General features: G+C 57.6%; 16 protein-coding genes. 9 read left to right on the forward strand and 7 right to left on the reverse strand.

Annotated features, from left to right (window positions below; translation table 11 throughout):
• Positions 1-96 precede the first annotated feature (96 nt).
• A complete protein-coding gene (ompR, locus tag DU29_RS0106565) occupies positions 97-837 on the reverse strand; it encodes an osmolarity response regulator transcription factor OmpR (RefSeq protein ID WP_008032260.1) in 741 nt (246 codons plus the stop codon).
• 359 nt (positions 838-1,196) lie between these two features.
• On the opposite strand from ompR, the gene DU29_RS0106570 reads away from it, so the two are divergent.
• The 3 genes from DU29_RS0106570 to gshA all read left to right on the forward strand — a co-directional run bounded on the left by DU29_RS0106570 (position 1,197) and on the right by gshA (position 5,798).
• Positions 1,197-3,521, forward strand: a complete 2,325-nt coding sequence (locus DU29_RS0106570) for a Tex family protein (protein WP_028621017.1) — start codon at positions 1,197-1,199, stop codon at positions 3,519-3,521.
• Positions 3,521-3,904 carry a PaaI family thioesterase gene (locus tag DU29_RS1000000130895; RefSeq protein ID WP_028621018.1) on the forward strand — a complete coding sequence of 128 codons (384 nt, stop codon included), beginning with the start codon at positions 3,521-3,523 and terminating at the stop codon, positions 3,902-3,904. The genes DU29_RS0106570 and DU29_RS1000000130895 overlap by 1 nt, the downstream gene beginning before the upstream one ends.
• 310 nt (positions 3,905-4,214) lie before the next feature.
• A complete protein-coding gene (gene gshA / locus DU29_RS0106580; protein WP_028621019.1) occupies positions 4,215-5,798 on the forward strand; it encodes a glutamate--cysteine ligase in 1,584 nt (527 codons plus the stop codon).
• A 137-nt stretch (positions 5,799-5,935) separates the two neighbouring features.
• Here gshA and mgrA read toward each other — a convergent pair whose 3' ends face one another.
• The 4 genes from mgrA to DU29_RS1000000132790 all read right to left on the reverse strand — a co-directional run bounded on the left by mgrA (position 5,936) and on the right by DU29_RS1000000132790 (position 7,940).
• Entirely contained in the window at positions 5,936-6,973 is a 1,038-nt protein-coding gene (gene mgrA / locus DU29_RS0106585; protein ID WP_028621020.1) for an L-glyceraldehyde 3-phosphate reductase, read from the reverse strand.
• A gap of 84 nt (positions 6,974-7,057) precedes the next feature.
• On the reverse strand, positions 7,058-7,459 hold the full coding sequence (locus tag DU29_RS0106590; protein ID WP_028621021.1) for a type II toxin-antitoxin system HicB family antitoxin: 402 nt from the start codon (positions 7,457-7,459) through the stop codon (positions 7,058-7,060).
• Between the two features lie 58 nt (positions 7,460-7,517).
• Positions 7,518-7,700 carry a type II toxin-antitoxin system HicA family toxin gene (locus DU29_RS0106595; RefSeq protein WP_028621022.1) on the reverse strand — a complete coding sequence of 61 codons (183 nt, stop codon included), beginning with the start codon at positions 7,698-7,700 and terminating at the stop codon, positions 7,518-7,520.
• Between the two features lie 87 nt (positions 7,701-7,787).
• Complete coding sequence (locus DU29_RS1000000132790; RefSeq protein WP_161781277.1) at positions 7,788-7,940, reverse strand: hypothetical protein; 153 nt, start codon at positions 7,938-7,940, stop codon at positions 7,788-7,790.
• Positions 7,941-7,988: 48 nt separating this feature from the next.
• On the opposite strand from DU29_RS1000000132790, the gene DU29_RS0106605 reads away from it, so the two are divergent.
• From DU29_RS0106605 to DU29_RS01000000129545, 3 genes are all read left to right on the forward strand, one after another.
• Positions 7,989-8,729 (forward strand): SDR family oxidoreductase, encoded by a 741-nt coding sequence (locus DU29_RS0106605; protein WP_028621023.1) that lies wholly within the window; start codon positions 7,989-7,991, stop codon positions 8,727-8,729.
• A 174-nt stretch (positions 8,730-8,903) separates the two neighbouring features.
• Complete coding sequence (locus tag DU29_RS0106610) at positions 8,904-9,167, forward strand: hypothetical protein (RefSeq protein ID WP_028621024.1); 264 nt, start codon at positions 8,904-8,906, stop codon at positions 9,165-9,167.
• Positions 9,168-9,281: 114 nt separating this feature from the next.
• Positions 9,282-12,002 (forward strand): RHS repeat domain-containing protein, encoded by a 2,721-nt coding sequence (locus DU29_RS01000000129545; protein WP_081832445.1) that lies wholly within the window; start codon positions 9,282-9,284, stop codon positions 12,000-12,002.
• Positions 12,003-12,074: 72 nt separating this feature from the next.
• Here DU29_RS01000000129545 and betT read toward each other — a convergent pair whose 3' ends face one another.
• Together betT and epsC are read right to left on the reverse strand one after the other, a co-directional pair.
• On the reverse strand, positions 12,075-14,030 hold the full coding sequence (gene betT, locus DU29_RS0106620) for a choline transporter BetT (RefSeq protein ID WP_177326946.1): 1,956 nt from the start codon (positions 14,028-14,030) through the stop codon (positions 12,075-12,077).
• Between the two features lie 440 nt (positions 14,031-14,470).
• Positions 14,471-15,397 carry a serine O-acetyltransferase EpsC gene (epsC, locus tag DU29_RS0106625; RefSeq protein ID WP_028621026.1) on the reverse strand — a complete coding sequence of 309 codons (927 nt, stop codon included), beginning with the start codon at positions 15,395-15,397 and terminating at the stop codon, positions 14,471-14,473.
• A 191-nt stretch (positions 15,398-15,588) separates the two neighbouring features.
• Between epsC and DU29_RS0106630 the strand changes: the two genes are divergently transcribed.
• The 3 genes from DU29_RS0106630 (at position 15,589) to tcyL (ending at position 18,155) form a co-directional block, all read left to right on the forward strand.
• Positions 15,589-16,581, forward strand: a complete 993-nt coding sequence (locus tag DU29_RS0106630; RefSeq protein ID WP_028621027.1) for a D-cysteine desulfhydrase — start codon at positions 15,589-15,591, stop codon at positions 16,579-16,581.
• Positions 16,582-16,695: 114 nt separating this feature from the next.
• Positions 16,696-17,490 carry a cystine ABC transporter substrate-binding protein gene (tcyJ, locus tag DU29_RS0106635; RefSeq protein ID WP_028621028.1) on the forward strand — a complete coding sequence of 265 codons (795 nt, stop codon included), beginning with the start codon at positions 16,696-16,698 and terminating at the stop codon, positions 17,488-17,490.
• Positions 17,490-18,155, forward strand: a complete 666-nt coding sequence (gene tcyL / locus DU29_RS0106640; RefSeq protein WP_028621029.1) for a cystine ABC transporter permease — start codon at positions 17,490-17,492, stop codon at positions 18,153-18,155. Before tcyJ ends, tcyL begins: the two co-directional genes overlap by 1 nt.
• Positions 18,156-18,157: the final 2 nt, after the last annotated feature.

Consider the following 18,157-nt stretch of genomic DNA (forward strand, 5'->3'; position numbering starts at 1 on the left):
CCGTTACACACTTGCAGGAGCGAGCGATGCTCGCACATTGCGGATCGCGAGTCTGCGGACATGGAAGTCCGCACACCCGCTCCTACAAATCGCCGATCACTTGGTGGCGGCGCCATCAGGGACGAACACGTAACCCACGCCCCAGACAGTCTGGATGTAGCGCGGCTTGGAAGGATCCGGTTCGATCATCCGGCGCAGACGGGAAATCTGCACGTCGATGGAGCGCTCCAGGGCATCCCACTCGCGACCACGGGCCAGGTTCATCAGTTTGTCGCGGGTCAACGGCTGACGCGCATTCATCACCAACGCCTTGAGCACGGCAAACTCGCCGGTGGTGAGCATGTGTACTTCGTCACCGCGCTTGAGTTCGCGGGTCGCCAGCGACAGCTCGTAATCACCAAAGGTCACGCTTTCATCTTCGCTGCCTGGCGCGCCCGGCACCGGCGCCGACTGACGACGCAGGACTGCTTTGACGCGCGCCATCAGCTCGTCCGGGTTGAACGGCTTGGCCAGGTAATCGTCGGCACCCAGTTCCAGGCCCTTGATACGGCTCAGCTCATCACCCTTGGCGGTGAGCATGATGATCGGAATCTGGTTGTTCGCGCCGCGCAGACGGCGGCAGGCGGTCAGACCGTCTTCGCCGGGCAGCATCAGGTCGAGGACGACCAGGTTGAACACTTCACGCGCCAGCAGGCGATCCATTTGTTCCGTGTTCGGGACGGCGCGGGCGCGATAGCCCTTGCTGACGAAAAAGCGTTCCAGCAGGCTGCTAAGCCCTGGATCGTCGTCAACGATGAGAATTTTTTCGCCTTCAGCAATGTTTGCAGTGCTGCTCATTAGATGCTCCTTTGATCTCGGCGCGCATTATGGCGTAGCTGCCGTTATACGCACCGTGTGCATTGTTAGCAGATTTTTCCTCGATCGCCAGGAAACCCGGCATTGTGCCTACAGCCTGTGATGCCCCCGAATGACATAACGCTGGTTATAATGCGCGGCCTTTTGTGTCAGGCAACGTCTGATTTCTGCTGCGGCCGCCGCTTTTATTTCCACGGTGCCGGCAGTAAATGTTCGATTTCACGGGTCAACGGGATGCCTGTTGATTCAGGTAGCGGCGCCGGCCAGGCCGCTCAACCAGACTCGCCGGGCCTTTATCCCTGTGCCCGCGAGCCTGCTTTCACAATTTGTCAGGTGGTTTTATGGACAGCATCAACAGCCGCATCGCCGAGGAACTCGGCGTACGCCCACAACAGGTCGAAGCGGCCGTCGCGCTACTCGATGAAGGCTCTACCGTTCCCTTCATCGCCCGTTACCGGAAGGAAGTGACCGGCAGCCTCGATGACATCCAGTTGCGTCATCTGGAAGAGCGCCTGCGCTATCTGCGAGAACTCGACGAACGGCGCATCAGCATCCTCGCCAGCATCAATGAGCAAGGCAAGCTGACCCCGCAACTCGAGCGCGACATCAAGCTCGCCGACACTAAAACCCGCCTTGAAGACTTGTACCTGCCGTACAAACAGAAGCGCCGCACCAAGGGCCAGATCGCTCTTGAAGCCGGCCTCGGCGACCTGGCGGATGGCCTGTTCAACGACCCGACCCTGAGCCCGGAAACCGAAGCTGCGCGCTTCGTCAACGCCGAGAAAGCCGTGGCCGATGTGAAGGCCGCCCTCGAAGGCGCCAAATACATCCTCATGGAGCGTTTCGCCGAAGACGCGGGCCTGCTCGACAAATTGCGCAGCTATTTGAAGCAAGAAGCCACTTTGAGTGCCCGCGTGATTGCCGGCAAGGAAGAGGAAGGCGCCAAATTCCGCGACTATTTCGAACACGACGAACCGCTGAAAAGCATGCCGTCGCACCGCGCGCTGGCGATCTTCCGGGGTCGCAACGAAGGCATTCTGAGTTCCGCTCTGAAAATCGGAGATGAATTGCCCGGCACTATGCACCCGTGCGAAGGCATGATCGGTCAGCAGTTCGGCATTCAGAACCAGAACCGCGCCGCCGACAAATGGCTGGGCGAAGTAGTGCGCTGGACCTGGAAGGTCAAACTTTACACGCACCTTGAAACCGACCTGCTCGGCGAACTGCGCGATGGCGCGGAAACCGAAGCGATCAACGTGTTCGCGCACAACCTGCACGACCTGTTGCTGTCGGCGCCGGCCGGCCCGCGCGCCACACTGGGCCTCGACCCGGGCCTGCGCACCGGCTGCAAGGTGGCGGTGGTCGATTCCACCGGCAAGTTGCTCGATCACGCCACAGTTTACCCGCACGTGCCGCACAACAAGTGGGACCAGACCCTCGCGATTCTGGCCGCTCTGTGCGCCAAGCACGCGGTGGACCTGATTGCGATCGGCAACGGTACCGCTAGCCGCGAAACCGACAAGCTTGCTGCTGAGCTGATCAAAAAGTACCCGGCGATGAAGATGACCAAAGTCATGGTCTCGGAGGCCGGCGCGTCGGTTTACTCGGCGTCGGAACTGGCGTCCAAGGAATTTCCGGACCTGGACGTGTCGATTCGTGGCGCGGTGTCGATTGCCCGTCGCTTGCAGGATCCACTCGCTGAGTTGGTGAAAATCGATCCGAAATCCATCGGTGTCGGCCAATATCAGCACGACGTCTCGCAGCTGAAACTGGCGCGCGGCCTTGACGCCGTGGTCGAGGATTGCGTGAACGCCGTCGGCGTCGATGTGAACACCGCCTCGGTGGCGCTGCTGGCGCGGATCTCCGGCCTCAACGCGACGCTGGCGCAGAACATCGTCAGCCACCGCGACGAACACGGCGCGTTCAAAACCCGTGCGGCGTTGAAAAAAGTTGCGCGTCTGGGCGAAAAAACCTTCGAACAGGCCGCAGGTTTCCTGCGCGTCATGAACGGCGACAATCCGCTGGATTCGTCGGCGGTTCACCCGGAAGCCTATCCGCTGGTACAGCGCATTGCCGCTGAAACCGATCGTGACATTCGCTCGCTGATCGGCGACGCCGCGTTCCTCAAGCGCCTCGATCCGAAGAAGTACACCGACGAAACCTTCGGCCTGCCGACGGTTACCGACATCCTGCAAGAGCTGGAAAAACCCGGTCGCGATCCGCGTCCCGAATTCAAGACTGCCGCGTTCCAGGAAGGCGTCGAAGAGCTCAAGGACCTGCAGCCGGGGATGATCCTCGAAGGCGTGGTGACCAACGTGACCAACTTCGGCGCATTCGTTGATATCGGCGTGCATCAGGACGGTTTGGTGCACATCTCCGCGCTTTCGGAGAAGTTTATCAAGGACCCTCGTGAAGCGGTGAAAGCCGGTGACGTGGTGAAAGTGAAGGTCATGGAAGTCGACATTCCGCGTAAACGCGTGGGCCTGTCGATGCGCATGAGCGACACGCCGGGGGAGAAAATCGACGGTGCCCGTGGTGCGCGTCCCGGGTCGGCGCCACGCCAGTCCCAGAACACCGCACCGCGCAAGGAGACCGCCACTGCGGCGCCGGCCAATAACGCCATGGCTTCGCTGTTCGCCAACGCCAAACAGTTGAAGAAACGTTGATGGACATTCCTGCCGGCCTGACCGAAAGCGCGTATTTCAAGCTACTGGGCTGTCGCTTGCACAGCCTGGATACCGGGGTGGCGCAAGTCGCCCTGGCGTTGGCGCCTGAACTGCGCAATCGCGGCGGCAAGCTGCACGGCGGGGCATTGTTCAGTCTGGTGGACATCGCCATGGGGTTGGCCTGTTCCAGCTCCCACGGCTTTGACCAGCAGAGTGCGACCATCGAATGCAAGATCAACTATATTCGCGCCGTTTCAGACGGTGAAGTGATGTGCACGGCGCGGGTGATTCACCCGGGTCGGCGCACGCTGGTGGTCGAAGCCGAGGTGATGCAGGGCGAAAAACTTGTCGCAAAAGCACAAGGCACGTTCGCAGTCCTATAGCGAGATGCCATGGATTTGGGTTAATTTCAGCGCTGTGGCCACATCGCCGAGATTGCCTGTGTGAAGTGACTGTGGTGAGGGGGCTCGCCCCCGTTCGAGTGCGTAGCACTCGCAAGATTTTAGGGATCACCAGAGATTTTGGGGCTGCTCCGCGGCCCAACGGGGGCAAGCCCCCTCGCCACAGGTCGCTCCTGCAGGGCTTGCGGTGGTCAGTGCAAAAACCAGGCGAAAACGCCAGTTTTAACTTCACCCTTGTAGACCGTCTTGCCCACCCCCATATTGGGGCGACTGACGCGTGAAGGAATCCAACTTGAGCGAACTTCTCAACCGCCGCCTGGCTCTGCTCGGCGAGCGCGCTAACCTCTCTCTGCTCGAGCAGTGTCTTCACGGTATCGAACGTGAATGCCTGCGCGTAACCGGCGAAGGTCGCCTGGCGCAAACGCCGCACCCGGAAGAATTGGGTTCCGCGCTGACCAACGAACAAATCACCACCGACTATTCCGAGTCGCTGCTGGAGTTCATCACGCCTGCCCTGCCCGACCCGGCAGACACGCTGGCGAGCCTGGACAAGATTCACCGCTTTGCCTACAGCAAGCTCGGCACCGAGTACCTGTGGAGTCCATCGATGCCGTGTCCGTTGCCGGCCGAGGCGGACATCCCGATCGCCTATTACGGCACCTCCAACATCGGTCAGCTCAAGTATGTGTATCGCAAGGGCCTGGCCCTGCGCTACGGCAAGACCATGCAATGCATCGCCGGCATTCACTACAACTTTTCCCTGCCGGAAAAGCTCTGGCCGCTGCTCAAAGAATCCGAAGGGTTCGTTGGTACCGACCGCGATTATCAGTCGTCGGCCTACATCGCGCTGATCCGTAATTTCCGTCGTTATAGCTGGCTGCTGATGTACCTGTTCGGTGCGTCACCAGCGCTGGACGCAGGTTTCCTGCGCGGCCGTTCGCATCAGTTGGAACAACTGGACCCGGACACCTTGTATCTGCCCTACGCAACCAGTTTGCGCATGAGCGATCTGGGTTACCAGAGCAACGCCCAGGCCGGTTTGACGCCGTGCTACAACGATCTCACCAGTTACACCGACAGCCTGCGTAAAGCCGTGGCCACGCCGTATGCACCGTACGTTGAAATCGGTACGCATCAGGACGGTGAGTGGGTTCAGCTCAACACCAACATCCTGCAAATCGAAAACGAGTACTACTCCAACATTCGCCCCAAGCGCGTGACCTACACCGGCGAGCGGCCCATTCAGGCGTTGGTCTCTCGTGGCATTCAGTACGTCGAAGTGCGTTGCCTGGACATCAACCCGTTCCTGCCGATGGGCATTGACCTCACCGAGTCGCGATTCCTCGATGCATTTCTGTTGTACTGCGCGTTCAATGACAGCCCGCTGCTGACCAACGATTCCTGCAGCAACGCGACCTCGAACTTCCTCAGCGTGGTCAAGGAAGGTCGCCGTCCGGGCCTGCAATTGCAGCGCGACGGTCAGCCGGTCGACTTGAAGGAGTGGGCAGCAGAACTGCTGGAGCAAATCGCCCCGCTGGCGGCATTGCTGGATCAGAGCCATGGCGGCGAGAATCATAGCCAGGCGCTCGATGCACAATTGGCCAAGGTCAAGGATCCCTCGCTGACGCCTTCCGCTCAGGTATTGGCGGCGATGGCGGAGCACAAGGAAAGCTTCAGCCAGTTCTCCCTGCGTCAGAGCCAGGCGCATGCCGAGTTCTTCCGCAGCGAGCCGTTGAGTGGCGAAGACCAGGCGAACTTTGAAGAGCGGGCGCGTGCGTCGCTGGTTGAGCAAGTGGAGATTGAGCGCAACGAAGTGGGTGATTTCGATGTGTTTGTCGGGTCGTACCAGGCGAGTATTCTGGCGATCAGTAACTAGCGTTGGCGGGCCTGCGGACGTTAATCGCCAGCAAGCCTGCCCTTACAGATTCGGGGATGACGCAAGCTCCCCGTGTTACACAAAACCTGTAGGAGACGGCTTGCTGGCGATGCGGTCCGCTGGACTGTCTGAAAACGCTATTCAGCCGTCGACGGTTTCTCCCACAGATTAATCCCGCCTTCCTGGGCAAACCGGTCAATCTCTGCCAGCTCCTCAGGGCTAAAGCTCAGATTCTTCAACGCGCCGACGTTTTCGATAATCTGCTCGGGCCGGCTCGCGCCGATCAGTGCCGACGTGACGCGCGGATCACGCAGCGTCCACGCCAGCGCCAATTGCGCCAGGCTTTGCCCGCGCCGCTTGGCGATCTCGTTCAACGCACGCACATGTTCAATGTTGGCCTCGGACAAATGCGCAGCCTGCAGAGAACCACCCCCAGGGCGATTTACCCGCGCATCCGCCGGCACACCATTGAGGTATTTGTCGGTCAACAAACCTTGAGCCAGCGGCGTGAAGGCGATCACGCCGGTGCCGAGCTCTTCAGTCGTATCCAGCAAATCCTTCTCAACCCAACGATTGAGCAGGTTGTACGCCGGCTGGTGAATCAGCAACGGCACTTTCCACTCTTTCAACAACGCGGCCATTTCTCGGGTTTTCACGCCGGAATAGGACGAGATGCCGATGTACAACGCCTTGCCCTGCTGCACAGCGGTGGCCAGTGCGCTGGCGGTTTCTTCCAGTGGCGTGTCGGGGTCGAAGCGGTGCGAGTAGAAAATATCCACGTAGTCCAGGCCCAGACGCTGCAGGCTCTGGTCGAGGCTGGCCAGCACGTACTTGCGCGATCCGCCGCCCTGGCCGTAAGGACCGGGCCACATGTCCCAACCGGCCTTGCTGGAGATGATCAGTTCGTCACGATACTGCTTGAAGTCTTCGCGCAGCAAACGGCCGAAGTTGATCTCGGCGCTACCGTACGGCGGGCCATAGTTGTTGGCGAGGTCAAAATGGTTGATGCCCAGATCGAACGCGGTGCGCAGCAGCGAGCGCTGGGTGTCGATCGGCGTGCTGTCGCCGAAGTTGTGCCACAGGCCCAGCGACAGTGCCGGCAGCACCAGACCGCTGCGACCGACGCGGCGGTAAGGAATGGAGTCGTAGCGGTTCTCGGCAGCGGTGTAGGTCATCGAATCCTCTCTTGTGAGTCTTATCTGAAACTTGAAGGTCGTGCCGACCTTATCGCGAGCAGGCTCGCTCCTGCAGGATATGCGTCAGGCCGACAACTCGCGCAAGGCCGCGGCGGCCAAAAAGCCGGATCTTGAGGTGTAGCGTTGATCCCGTCTGACAGTCTGATCTATGCGCTCCAGCAACTGCTCAGGCAGTGTCGCGTTGAAGCGCACCGATTTGCCGAAGTAAGGTGTGATGTCGAAATCTACAACACCCCAGACACCACCTGAGTAATCCGGATTATCGAGGTGAGCATCAATTTCACGCACTTGCGGCAGTGGCTCGCCATCCGCGACCAGACCTTCATAGTGAAGAGACAGCGCTTCTTTGACATTTTCAAATGCTTGCGCGACGGTACTGCCTGCGGAGAAGCAACCCGGTACATCCGGGATAATCACTCCATATTCAGAGTCGGCATCCTTATGCAGAACGACCGGAAATTTCATTTCGGAGCATCCTTCCTGTGATGTGGCCTTCTAAAGAACCCTTTGGTAGTGTGAGGTCTCATTTCAAACCTGCCTGCTTCAATATGCTGTTGATCGTCCCTTTCGGAAGGTCGGCATCGGGGTGCTTAATCGTTACCCGACCCGTCTTGCAATGATGTTTGTATTGGTGGTGGCTACCCTTCACCGCTACCAGATACCAACCATCGTCCTCGATCATCCTGATCATCTCCCGACTTCGCATAATCCTCGTCCCAGTGGCCAGCAATCTGCTGAGCACCTTACGCGAAGTAGTCGCGTTCTATACACACCATACACACACTGTTAAATATTAGCGTAAAGCCATCGCATTGCATTTTTCCGGGACCGGCGGCGGCTGCATTCTCTCTGCATAAGCATCGCTTTTGCTTGCTTTCAGATTGTGCAGATGCTCAATTTTTAAGCATTCCAGGAGGCCAGCATCTGTATCGACCGCATTAAACATGTGACTCTGATTCCACCGCCTGACCATAACCTCCAAGGAGTCACCGTCATGACAAACCGGATTTCGAAAGTCGCTCTCGTCACCGGCGCTTCTCGCGGCATCGGTGCTGTAATCGCCAGGCAACTGGCCAGCGACGGTTTCTCCGTCGCCATCAATTACGCCAGCAGTGCGACCGAGGCAGCTCGATTGGCGGTTGAGCTGCAGAAGGCGGGACATCAAGCCATCGCGGTCAAGGCTGACGTGGCCAGCGCGGAAGATGTGCGGCGAATGTTCGATGAAATCGAAGCGCAACTGGGCAAGGTCGACGTACTGGTGAACAACGCTGGCATTCTTAAAGTCATGCCGCTGGCGCAACACAGCGACGAGCTGTTCGATCAGACCTTCAATATCCATGCACGGGGCACTTTCAACACGATGCGTGAAGCGGCCACTCGCCTGAACGACGGCGGCCGGATCATCAATTTTTCCAGCAGCACGGTGGGTTTGAATCTGCCAGGTTACGCGGTGTACATCGCCAGCAAGGCTGCGGTTGAATCGCTGACGCAGGTGTTCGCCAAGGAGATGCGCGGGCGCAACATCACCGTTAACGCAGTGGCACCGGGGCCGGTGGCGACTGAGCTGTTTCTGCACGGCAAAAGTGAGGAGCATATCCAGAACTTCGCCAGGATGCCGCCACTGGAGCGTTTGGGTCAGCCGGAGGATATTGCGCGAGTGGTGTCGTTTCTGGCGGGACCGGATTCGGAATGGATCAACGGGCAGATTCTGCGGGCGAATGGGGGGTTGGTTTAAGGATAGCGGTGACTATGCTCAATAAGCAGCAAGGACACCGAGGTGACCCTATCGCGAGCAGGCTCGCTCCCACAAATGACCGAGCTCTCATCCAGCAAGGCGGTTGGATGTGGGAGCGAGCCTGCTCGCGATGGCTGCCTCAAAAGCAATGCATACCGGACGGGTAGACTCACTATGCACACCACCATCATCATCACCTTCGGCCTGATCCTCCTCGCCCTGATGCTGTTCATCGGCGAGAAAATCGGCTTCAGCCGCCACACGCTGACCTACAGCTTCATCATCCTGTGGCTGGCGCTGACGATGATCAACGGTGCCATCGGCGTAGTCACCGCCGGCCAGTCCGTGACCACGGAATTGGTGGTCGGCAGTGTCGTGTTCGGCATTCCGGTGGCGTCGCTGGTGCTGTTCATGGTGTTCTCGGAAGAGCTTCAGTGATACTCAAGTCAAGGAGTGGGCGAACAAACTGTTACTTCTTACAGTATCCCGAGCATGCAGAATCCCTCACTTTCAGCTTGATGAGTGGGGTACGAATGAGTATGGAGTACTGCAATGAACGGCCATTCCTCGCATGACACTGAGACGCCGAATCTTATCGCGACTGATCCGCGAGGTTTGACGATTCGCAACGTTGCTTACTGCCGGCAGCGGGTAGAACAGTCAGCTGAGACGCGGATTACCCGCCAAATCTTCAATGCTTCCGGGCAACTTACTTCCTCGTGGGACCCAAGATTATGGGGAACTGCGCCTAATCCGAATATGTCGACAATCCGCGCCGTTTCCGGCCGCCCGCTGCTCACAGATGCCGTCGACAGCGGATGGAAAGTTGACCTCATAAATGGTGCAGGGGCACCGCTTTCAAGTTGGGACGGCCGAGGAAGTCAAAATCACAACCAATACGATGCAATGCTTCGGCTGGTTGCAGTGGTGGAGTCTCTGGCCAATCAGGCGCCTTGTACTGTAGAGCGTTTCAGCTATGGCGGCGCTTCGGCCCTAAACAATCAACGCGGCCAACTTATCCGACACGACCACCCTGCAGGCACTCTCGATCATTGCCATTTCGATCTGCGGGGTAGATCTGCGATGGAGCGGACCCGCTTTCTCACCGAGCTGCACCCTCCAGACTGGCCCTTGGACCTGGAGTCGCGGGACACATTGCTTGAGAAAGAGATATTTACCACGTCTCAGGCATTTAACGCGGCGGGCGACATGCTCATCCAAATAGATGCCTTGACCAATCTCAGGCTGTTCTATTACACCACAGCCGGTGAATTGAAAGCGGTCCTTCTGAAGACAACGTCCTCTGATGAAATGCCAATCCCCTTGATCAGCGATATCCGCTATGGAGCCGACGGCGAGATCGAAACAGAAACAGCAGGCAATGGAGTGGTAACTGCCTATGAGCATTGCGCAATTAACGGTCTTCTAGTCCGACTAAGTATTTGTGGGCATGCTGAAAAACCCCTCCAGGATCTACATTTTTTTTACGACCCTGTGGGCAACGTTTGCAGCATTGAAGATAAATCCCAACTCACGCGCTATTCACGGAACCAGCTAATCGAGCCGATCGCTCGTCATCGCTATGACAGTCTTTATCAACTGGTTGAAGCCAAGGGCCGGGAGGTTAGTCAGCCGAGCCATGGACCCGGCCTGCCGTTGTGGCATACGCCCATCGTAGACCCCAACCAGTTATCCCTTTACACACAGACATTCGACTACGATGAAGCCGGTAACTTAAAGACCCGACGTCACAGCGGCGCAAAAACTTTCGAAATGTTTACAGCAGCAACAAGCAATCGCAGCGTGTCTCATCAAGAGAACGCTGCCAACGGCTTTGACGAAAATGGCAACCAGCAAGAATTACAACGCGGACAGCGTATGAACTGGGATGCTCGCAACCAATTGACGCATGTCACTCAAGTCAAGCGGGCGGATGGGCCGGAAGATGACGAGTCTTATATTTATGATCGATTGGGCCATCGCGCAAGAAAAATACGTAGCATGCAAAGTTATGCACATCGACTTCATAGCGAAACTCGTTACTTACCTGGAGTCGAGATACATCGCTGTTCGGCGACGGGTGAAGAGAAAAATATCGCATGCCTAAAAATTGGAAGAATTTCTGTCCGCGTCACGCACTGGACTAGCAAGAAGCCGGAAAACCTCCCCAACGGCTACCTCATATACGCCTTCAGTAATCACCTAGGCTCAAGCGTGGTGGAACTGGATGATCAGGCTAACCTGCTCAGTGTTGAGGGCTACTATCCGTTTGGTGGCACCGCATGGTGGATGGGTAATACCGCTATTGGAGAAAGACTCAAAACTTTTCGCTACGCTGGCAAGGAGCGAGATGCGACAGGACTTTATTATTATGGGTACCGTTATTACGCCCCTTGGCTGCAGCGTTGGATGAATCCGGATCCTGCCGGAGCGGTAGACGGCTTGAATATCTATCAATTTACAGGTAATGACCCTGTTGGCCATATAGACCCTGACGGTAGAGATGACAAGCGATTTAATACTAATGCCACCAAAAAACATAAGAACCTACAGCGGCAAAAAGAACAGTTTTATGCGGAAAACGTTAGTAATCTCCAACAATGGCAAAATCTTCCCGATAGTTGGGTATTGGTTCACACCTTAGACTTGGATAGAGGCACCCACAATCTCGACAGCCCGTTATTAAATGATGATGCAAGCACAGTGCTCTCGTCATGGGATGCTGTAAGCACAAGCCTGATTGATTTAAGTGATCGGAAAACAAAAAAATCTCAAATGATCACCATGGGAGAAATTGCGTTCAAGCTTAGCCTATCTCCTTCCAATTTAATTGGTACGTTTCCGATGGATGTAAATTTTCCAAATCATGCAGGAAACGAAAAAAACAAATCTCGAGAGAAAAAAACTACGATTGAAGCAAAGGGTGCATTAGCGCAAGCGATTTTCAGCGGAAACCGCCCTGGAGTAATTGCCGACTTCAAAAACAAAAATGTCAGCAGTTTTTACTCAATTACCCCACCTTCGAAATTATTAGAGACGCAGAGGCAACTCAAGCAGGCTTACAATGAAGTTATCATAATGGGTAAGAAAGACGTCTCGTTGCACCCAGGCATGCCAGTATCAGAAAAACTTGTCGTTGAGGAGATTTATGTGCTCCCGTTTGGGGGAATTGTTTTGGACAATAACGGCGATCCAATTTTAACCAGAAAACTGGCAAAAGCGGTTAGCCAAGTCCGCGCTGCCAACCCTGGCATACCGATTTCCTTCAAATGAATGTTAACGAAAAAGCCCTTGTAAATTACAAGGGCTGTACGACATTTATTACCCAATATTGCGCAATCGTTATCAACGCACCAGATGCAAAAACTGCATATGCCGCTCGTACTGATCAAGGATGTCGTTGATGATCTGCTCCTTGGTGTAACCCACCAGATCGTAGTCCTGACTGCCCTCGCTCAAATGCACTTCCGCACGGTAGTAACGGCGGTTATTGAGCTGTTTGGAACCCATGCCACCGCGGGCGAAAGACGGCGTGAAGTAGCCACGCATCTGCACTTGATAGATGAACGGATGCTGCTCGCCATGACCTATTTCCAGGCTGACGCTGTCGTTCGACGGATCGGGCTGCGTGACCACGTTCAGACCCTTCTCGACGAACACCGCCGTCACCTCTTCGATCGCCGGGCGCACCGTCGTCTCAAGGAAGCGGTACACCTCGTCGCGAGACGGGAAGTGCACAGCCTGACTCAAGCGCTGACGCCAGCCACCGCGCCGCGAACCGGAGACCGGTGCCAGCGAATGCATCTGTGCGATCTGCTTCTGCGATTCCAGATAGAACGCCTTGTGCAGCCCCCACATCATCAACAGCAGAATCATCGAGAACGGCAATGACGTCAGCACTACCGCTGATTTCAGCGCATCGATACTGCCGGAGAACAGCAGCGCACTGGTCACCAGCGCAGTCATCGCGCCCCAGAACACGCGCAGCCATTTCGGCCCGTCCTCGTCCGGGTTACCGCCTTTCGCAGACAGGGTCGACAGCACCACGGTGCCGGAGTCTGCCGAGGTGACGAAGAACACGAAGCTGATGAACACCGTGACCGCGATCACGGTTTTGCTCCACGGGTAGGTTTCCAGCAGCAGATAAAGTGTCATCGACGGATTTTCGATGGCCGACATGCCGAGCTCGCTCATGCCGTGGTTGAGTACCTGATCGATGGCGCTGTTGCCGAAAATCGACATCCACGCCAGGGTGAAACCGAGCGGAATCAACAGCACGCCGAAGACGAATTCACGGATGGTGCGGCCACGGGAAATCCGTGCAATGAACAGGCCCACGAACGGCGACCATGCAATCCACCAGGCCCAATAAAACACCGTCCAGCCGCCCAGCCAGTCGCTCGGCTTGTCGTAGGCGTACAGGTCGAAACTCTTCATCGGCAACGCGCCGAGGTAGTCACCGATGTTCTGGATCAAGGTATTGAGCAGGTGCTGCGTCGGGCCGGCGAACAACACGAACAGCAGCAGCGCACAGGCCAGAAGCATGTTGATGTCGGACATCACCCGCACGCCTTTATCGACGCCGGACACCGCTACGATGATCGCCGCGCCCATCATCAACGTGATCAGGCCTACCTGAATCCACTGGGTGTGAGCGATGCCGAACAGGTAATCCAGCCCGGAATTGAGGTGCAACACGCCAAAACCCATGTCCGCGCCGAGGCCGAACACCGTGGCGATGATGCCGAAGCCGTCCACCGCATAACCAATCGGCCCGTTGATGCGCTTGCCGATCAGCGGGTACAACGCCGAGCGCAAGGCCAGCGGCAGGTTGTGCCGGTAAGCGAAGTAGGCCAGCGCCATGCCGACGAAAGCGAATACGCCCCAGCCATGCAGGCCCCAGTGCAGAAACAGAATCTGCATCGCCTGACGCGCTGCATCGGCAGTGCCGGCCTCACCTTGCGGCGGTTGCGAGAGGTGAGTCAGCGGTTCGGACACGCAAAAGAAGAACAGCGTGATGCTGATCCCGGCGGCGAAGAGCATGCCGGCCCAGGACAGGTAACTGAATTCGGGCTCGTCGTGGTCGGCACCGAGCTTGATCTTGCCGTAGCCGGACAAGGCGGTGACCACCACGAAGACCAGATACAGCGTCATCGCGAGCATGTAATACCAGCCGACCGTGTTGGCCGCCCAGTTTTGCGCTTCAAGCAGCCAGGCGCCGGCCTGTTCAGGCATGGCAATGACGACGATGCCGAACAGCAGAATGAACGTCGCTGCGAAGTAGAATACCGGCGGGTTCATGCGGACCTGACCGCTAGGAGGAAGAGACGAAGTGCTCATGAAACGGGCACCTCGCGGGTGTGAAACAGGGCAATCGGTAACGGACTCGGCAAGGGCAAGCCTCCTGTTATGAACGGGCAGCAAACCAGTGGTTTAACTTGATTGAGCGTTCAAGTTAAACATGAATAGGGTGCTAAGGACTAATCGCAGGGCTCGGCGGTATCTTTCCTACGCTAGTTCAAGGAAGGGTATGAGGGGCGATTTGCGGGATTCGTTCAGAGGGAATTCAGCTGAATGCCAGTATTTCAATCCTGCTTGAAACCATCGCGGGCAAGCCACGCTCCCACAGGATTTGTAGCGTTCAAAAATCTCCGGCTCGACACAGAACCAGTGTGGGAGCGTGGCTGCTCTGGGCGGCACTCCGACGATGGCGTCAGCGAGAACACTAAATATTCCGGGCCTTACTTCTGCGTCCCGTCATCATGCTGCAAATTGGCCTGGGTCAGATTGCACCCGGCCGGCACGTTGCGGGTCAGCCAGACGTTGCCGCCGATGGTCGAGCCTTGGCCAATCGTGATTCGCCCCAGAATCGTCGCACCGGCATAAATCACCACGTCATCCTCGACAATCGGATGGCGCGCATGGCCTTTCTGCAACTGCCCGTCTTCGTCCGCCGGGAAGCGTTTGGCGCCGAGTGTCACGGCCTGATAAATGCGCACGCGCTCGCCAATAATCGCAGTTTCGCCGATCACCACGCCTGTCCCGTGATCAATAAAGAAACTGCGGCCGATCTGCGCACCGGGATGAATGTCGATGCCGGTCGCCGAATGCGCGATCTCCGCACTGATCCGCGCCAGCAATGGCAGCCCGGCACGGTACAAATGATGGGCGAGGCGATGGTGAATCACCGCCAGAATTCCCGGATAGCACAGCAATACTTCATCCACGCTGCGGGCCGCCGGATCGCCGTGATAGGCCGCCAGCACGTCGGTATCCAGCAAGCTGCGCAGGCCGGGCAAGGCAAGCGCGAAATCCTGAATGATCTGGATGGTGCGCGCTTCGACTTCGGTGTCGGCCGCGAGACTGTGGCGGGCGGCGTAACGCAGTTCGAGACGCGCCTGAGCGAGCAAGGCATTCAGCGCAACGTCCAGCGTATGGCCAACGTAGAAGTCTTCGCTTTCCTCGCGCAGGTCCACCGGCCCCAGGCGCATCGGGAACAATGCGCCACACAACGCTTCGAGAATCTCCGCCATCGCCGCACGGGACGGCAACTCACGGCCACCCTGTTCGCCGCTGACACGGCCATTTTGCGCACGCCATTGGTCGCGCGCTGTGCGCAGCTGGCTGACGATGGTCTGCAATTGCCAATGACTGGAACGCTCGCTCACGGTTGAAACTCCTCTGGGGCGACCGGACTGCCGGGCCGCGCTGACGGCGATTACTTTACGGCAAGGCCATCAACTCGAATTAAGAACTGATTGTGCTGTGCTCAGCACTTTGCGCTATATACGCATCGGCGGTTGCCCGGGTAGAAAGCCGTGCTTATAGTCCTGCCATCCTCCTCCGCCAGTACGGAACCATGATCAAACAACAGCTCGCCCGATTTGACCGTCTCAATCTGCTCGCCCATCCGACTCCGCTGGAAAAACTCGAACGTCTGTCTACATGGCTGGGCCGCGATGTGTACGTCAAACGCGATGATCTGACGCCACTGGCGCTGGGCGGCAACAAGCTGCGCAAGCTTGAATACCTCGGCGCCGATGCACTGGCCCAGGGCGCGGATACACTGATTACCGCCGGCGCGCTGCAATCCAATCACGTGCGCCAGACTGCCGCTCTGGCGGCACGCCTGGGTCTCGCCTGCGTCGCGTTGCTGGAAAATCCGTTAGGCACCGACGATGCCAACTATCTCGGCAACGGTAATCGGCTCCTGCTGGACATGTTTGATGCGAAAGTCGAACTGGTTGAAAACCTTGATAACGCCGACGAGCAACTGGAGGCGCTGGCGGCACGCTTGCGCAACAGCGGCAAGAAGCCCTATCTCGTTCCCATCGGTGGCTCTAACGCGCTCGGCGCGCTGGGTTATGTGCGCGCAGGGCTGGAGCTGGCCGAGCAGATCAAGGACACCGGCCTGACCTTCGCTGCCGTGGTGCTGGCCTCGGGCAGCGCCGGCACCCACAGTGGATTGGCGCTGGCCCTGAGCGAAGTGCTGCCGGATCTGCCGGTCATTGGCGTGACGGTATCGCGCAGCGACGAGGATCAGCGGCCAAAGGTGCAGGGCTTGGCCGAGCGCACAGCCGAGTTGCTGGGCCTGAGTCTGCCAGGGAGTTTCAAGATCGAATTATGGGACGAATATTTCGGCCCGCGTTATGGCGAGCCGAATGCCGGTACGCTGGCGGCGGTGAAATTGATGGCGTCTCAGGAAGGCTTGCTGCTCGACCCGGTCTACACCGGTAAGGCCATGGCCGGTTTGCTCGACGGGATTGGACGTGGGCGTTTCGATGAAGGCCCGATCATCTTCCTGCATACCGGTGGGGCGCCGGCGTTGTTTGCGTATAAAGACTTCCTGTAGGCGATTTGCAGCGAGACGCATACGCTGCTTTTAGGGCAGGATATCGCAGTCGTCCGAATCCCGTTTTGCCAACTTTCCTAAAAGCGTCTTCATAAGAAAACACAGGGGCTTGTCATGAATTTTTCCGCACTACGTCGAAATCTGCTGGTGGGTTCGCTGGGTCTGGCACTCAGCGCAGGCCTGCTTGGGCAAGCGGTTGCCGGTGAGCAACTGCAGAAAATCAAGGACGCGGGCGTGATCAACGTCGGCCTGGAAGGCACCTACCCACCGTTCAGTTTCGTCGATGCCGACGGCAAACTGTCCGGCTTCGAGGTCGAGTTCTCCGAGGCGCTGGCCAAAGAGTTGGGCGTGAAGGTCAAACTTCAACCGACCAAATGGGACGGCATCCTTCCGGCGCTGGAATCCAAACGCCTGGACGCGGTGATCAACCAGGTGACCATCTCCGAAGAGCGCAAGAAGAAGTATGACTTCTCCGAGCCTTACACAGTTTCCGGAATTCAGACGCTGGTTCTGACCAAGAATAAAGACAGCATCAAGACCGCCGCAGACCTGGGTGGCAAAAAAGTCGGCGTCGGCCTCGGCACCAACTACGAGCAGTGGCTCAAAGCCAACGTGCCGACCGCTGACATCCGCACCTATGAAGATGATCCGACCAAGTTCCAGGACCTGCGTGTTGGCCGTATCGACGCCATCCTGATCGATCGTCTCGCCGCGCTGGAATACGCCAGAAAGGCGAAGGACACCACTGCTGCCGGCGAAGCGTTCTCTCGTCAGGAAGCCGGTGTCACCCTGCGCAAAGGCGAGCCTGAGCTGCTCGCAGAAGTGAACAAGGCGATCGACAAGCTGCGTGCCGACGGGACGTTGAAGAAGCTTTCGGAAAAATACTTCAGCGCTGACGTCACTCAATAATGGAAGAGGCTTTCCAACTCATACTGGATTCCGCGCCCTTCCTTTTGAAGGGTGCGTATTACACGGTGGTCCTCAGCCTGGGCGGTATGTTCTTCGGGCTGTTGATGGGCTTCGGCCTGGCATTGATGCGCCTGTCGCGCTTCAAACTGGTGAGCTGGATTGCGCGCATCTACGTGTCGTTTTTCCGCGGCACGCCGTTGCTGGTGCAACTGTTCGTGATCTATTACGGCTTGCCGCAACTGGGCGTCGAACTTGATCCATTGCCCGCGGCCCTGATTGGCTTCTCGCTGAACATGGCGGCTTATGCCTGCGAAATCCTGCGTGCCGCGATCAGCTCCATCGAGCGCGGCCAGTGGGAAGCAGCAGCGAGCATCGGCATGACCCGAGCACAAACCTTGCGCCGGGCGATCCTGCCGCAAGCGATGCGCACGGCCCTGCCGCCGTTGGGCAACAGCTTCATTTCGCTGGTCAAGGACACGGCGCTGGCCGCCACCATCCAGGTTCCGGAACTGTTCCGCCAGGCGCAACTAATCACCGCTCGGACCTTCGAAATTTTCACCATGTACCTTGCCGCCGCGCTGATCTACTGGATTCTGGCCACGGTGCTTTCGCACCTGCAGAACAAGCTGGAAGAGCGGGTCAATCGGCACGATCAGGAGTCCTGACC

Source organism: Pseudomonas sp. Ant30-3, assembly GCF_000690905.1.
Taxonomy (GTDB): domain Bacteria; phylum Pseudomonadota; class Gammaproteobacteria; order Pseudomonadales; family Pseudomonadaceae; genus Aquipseudomonas.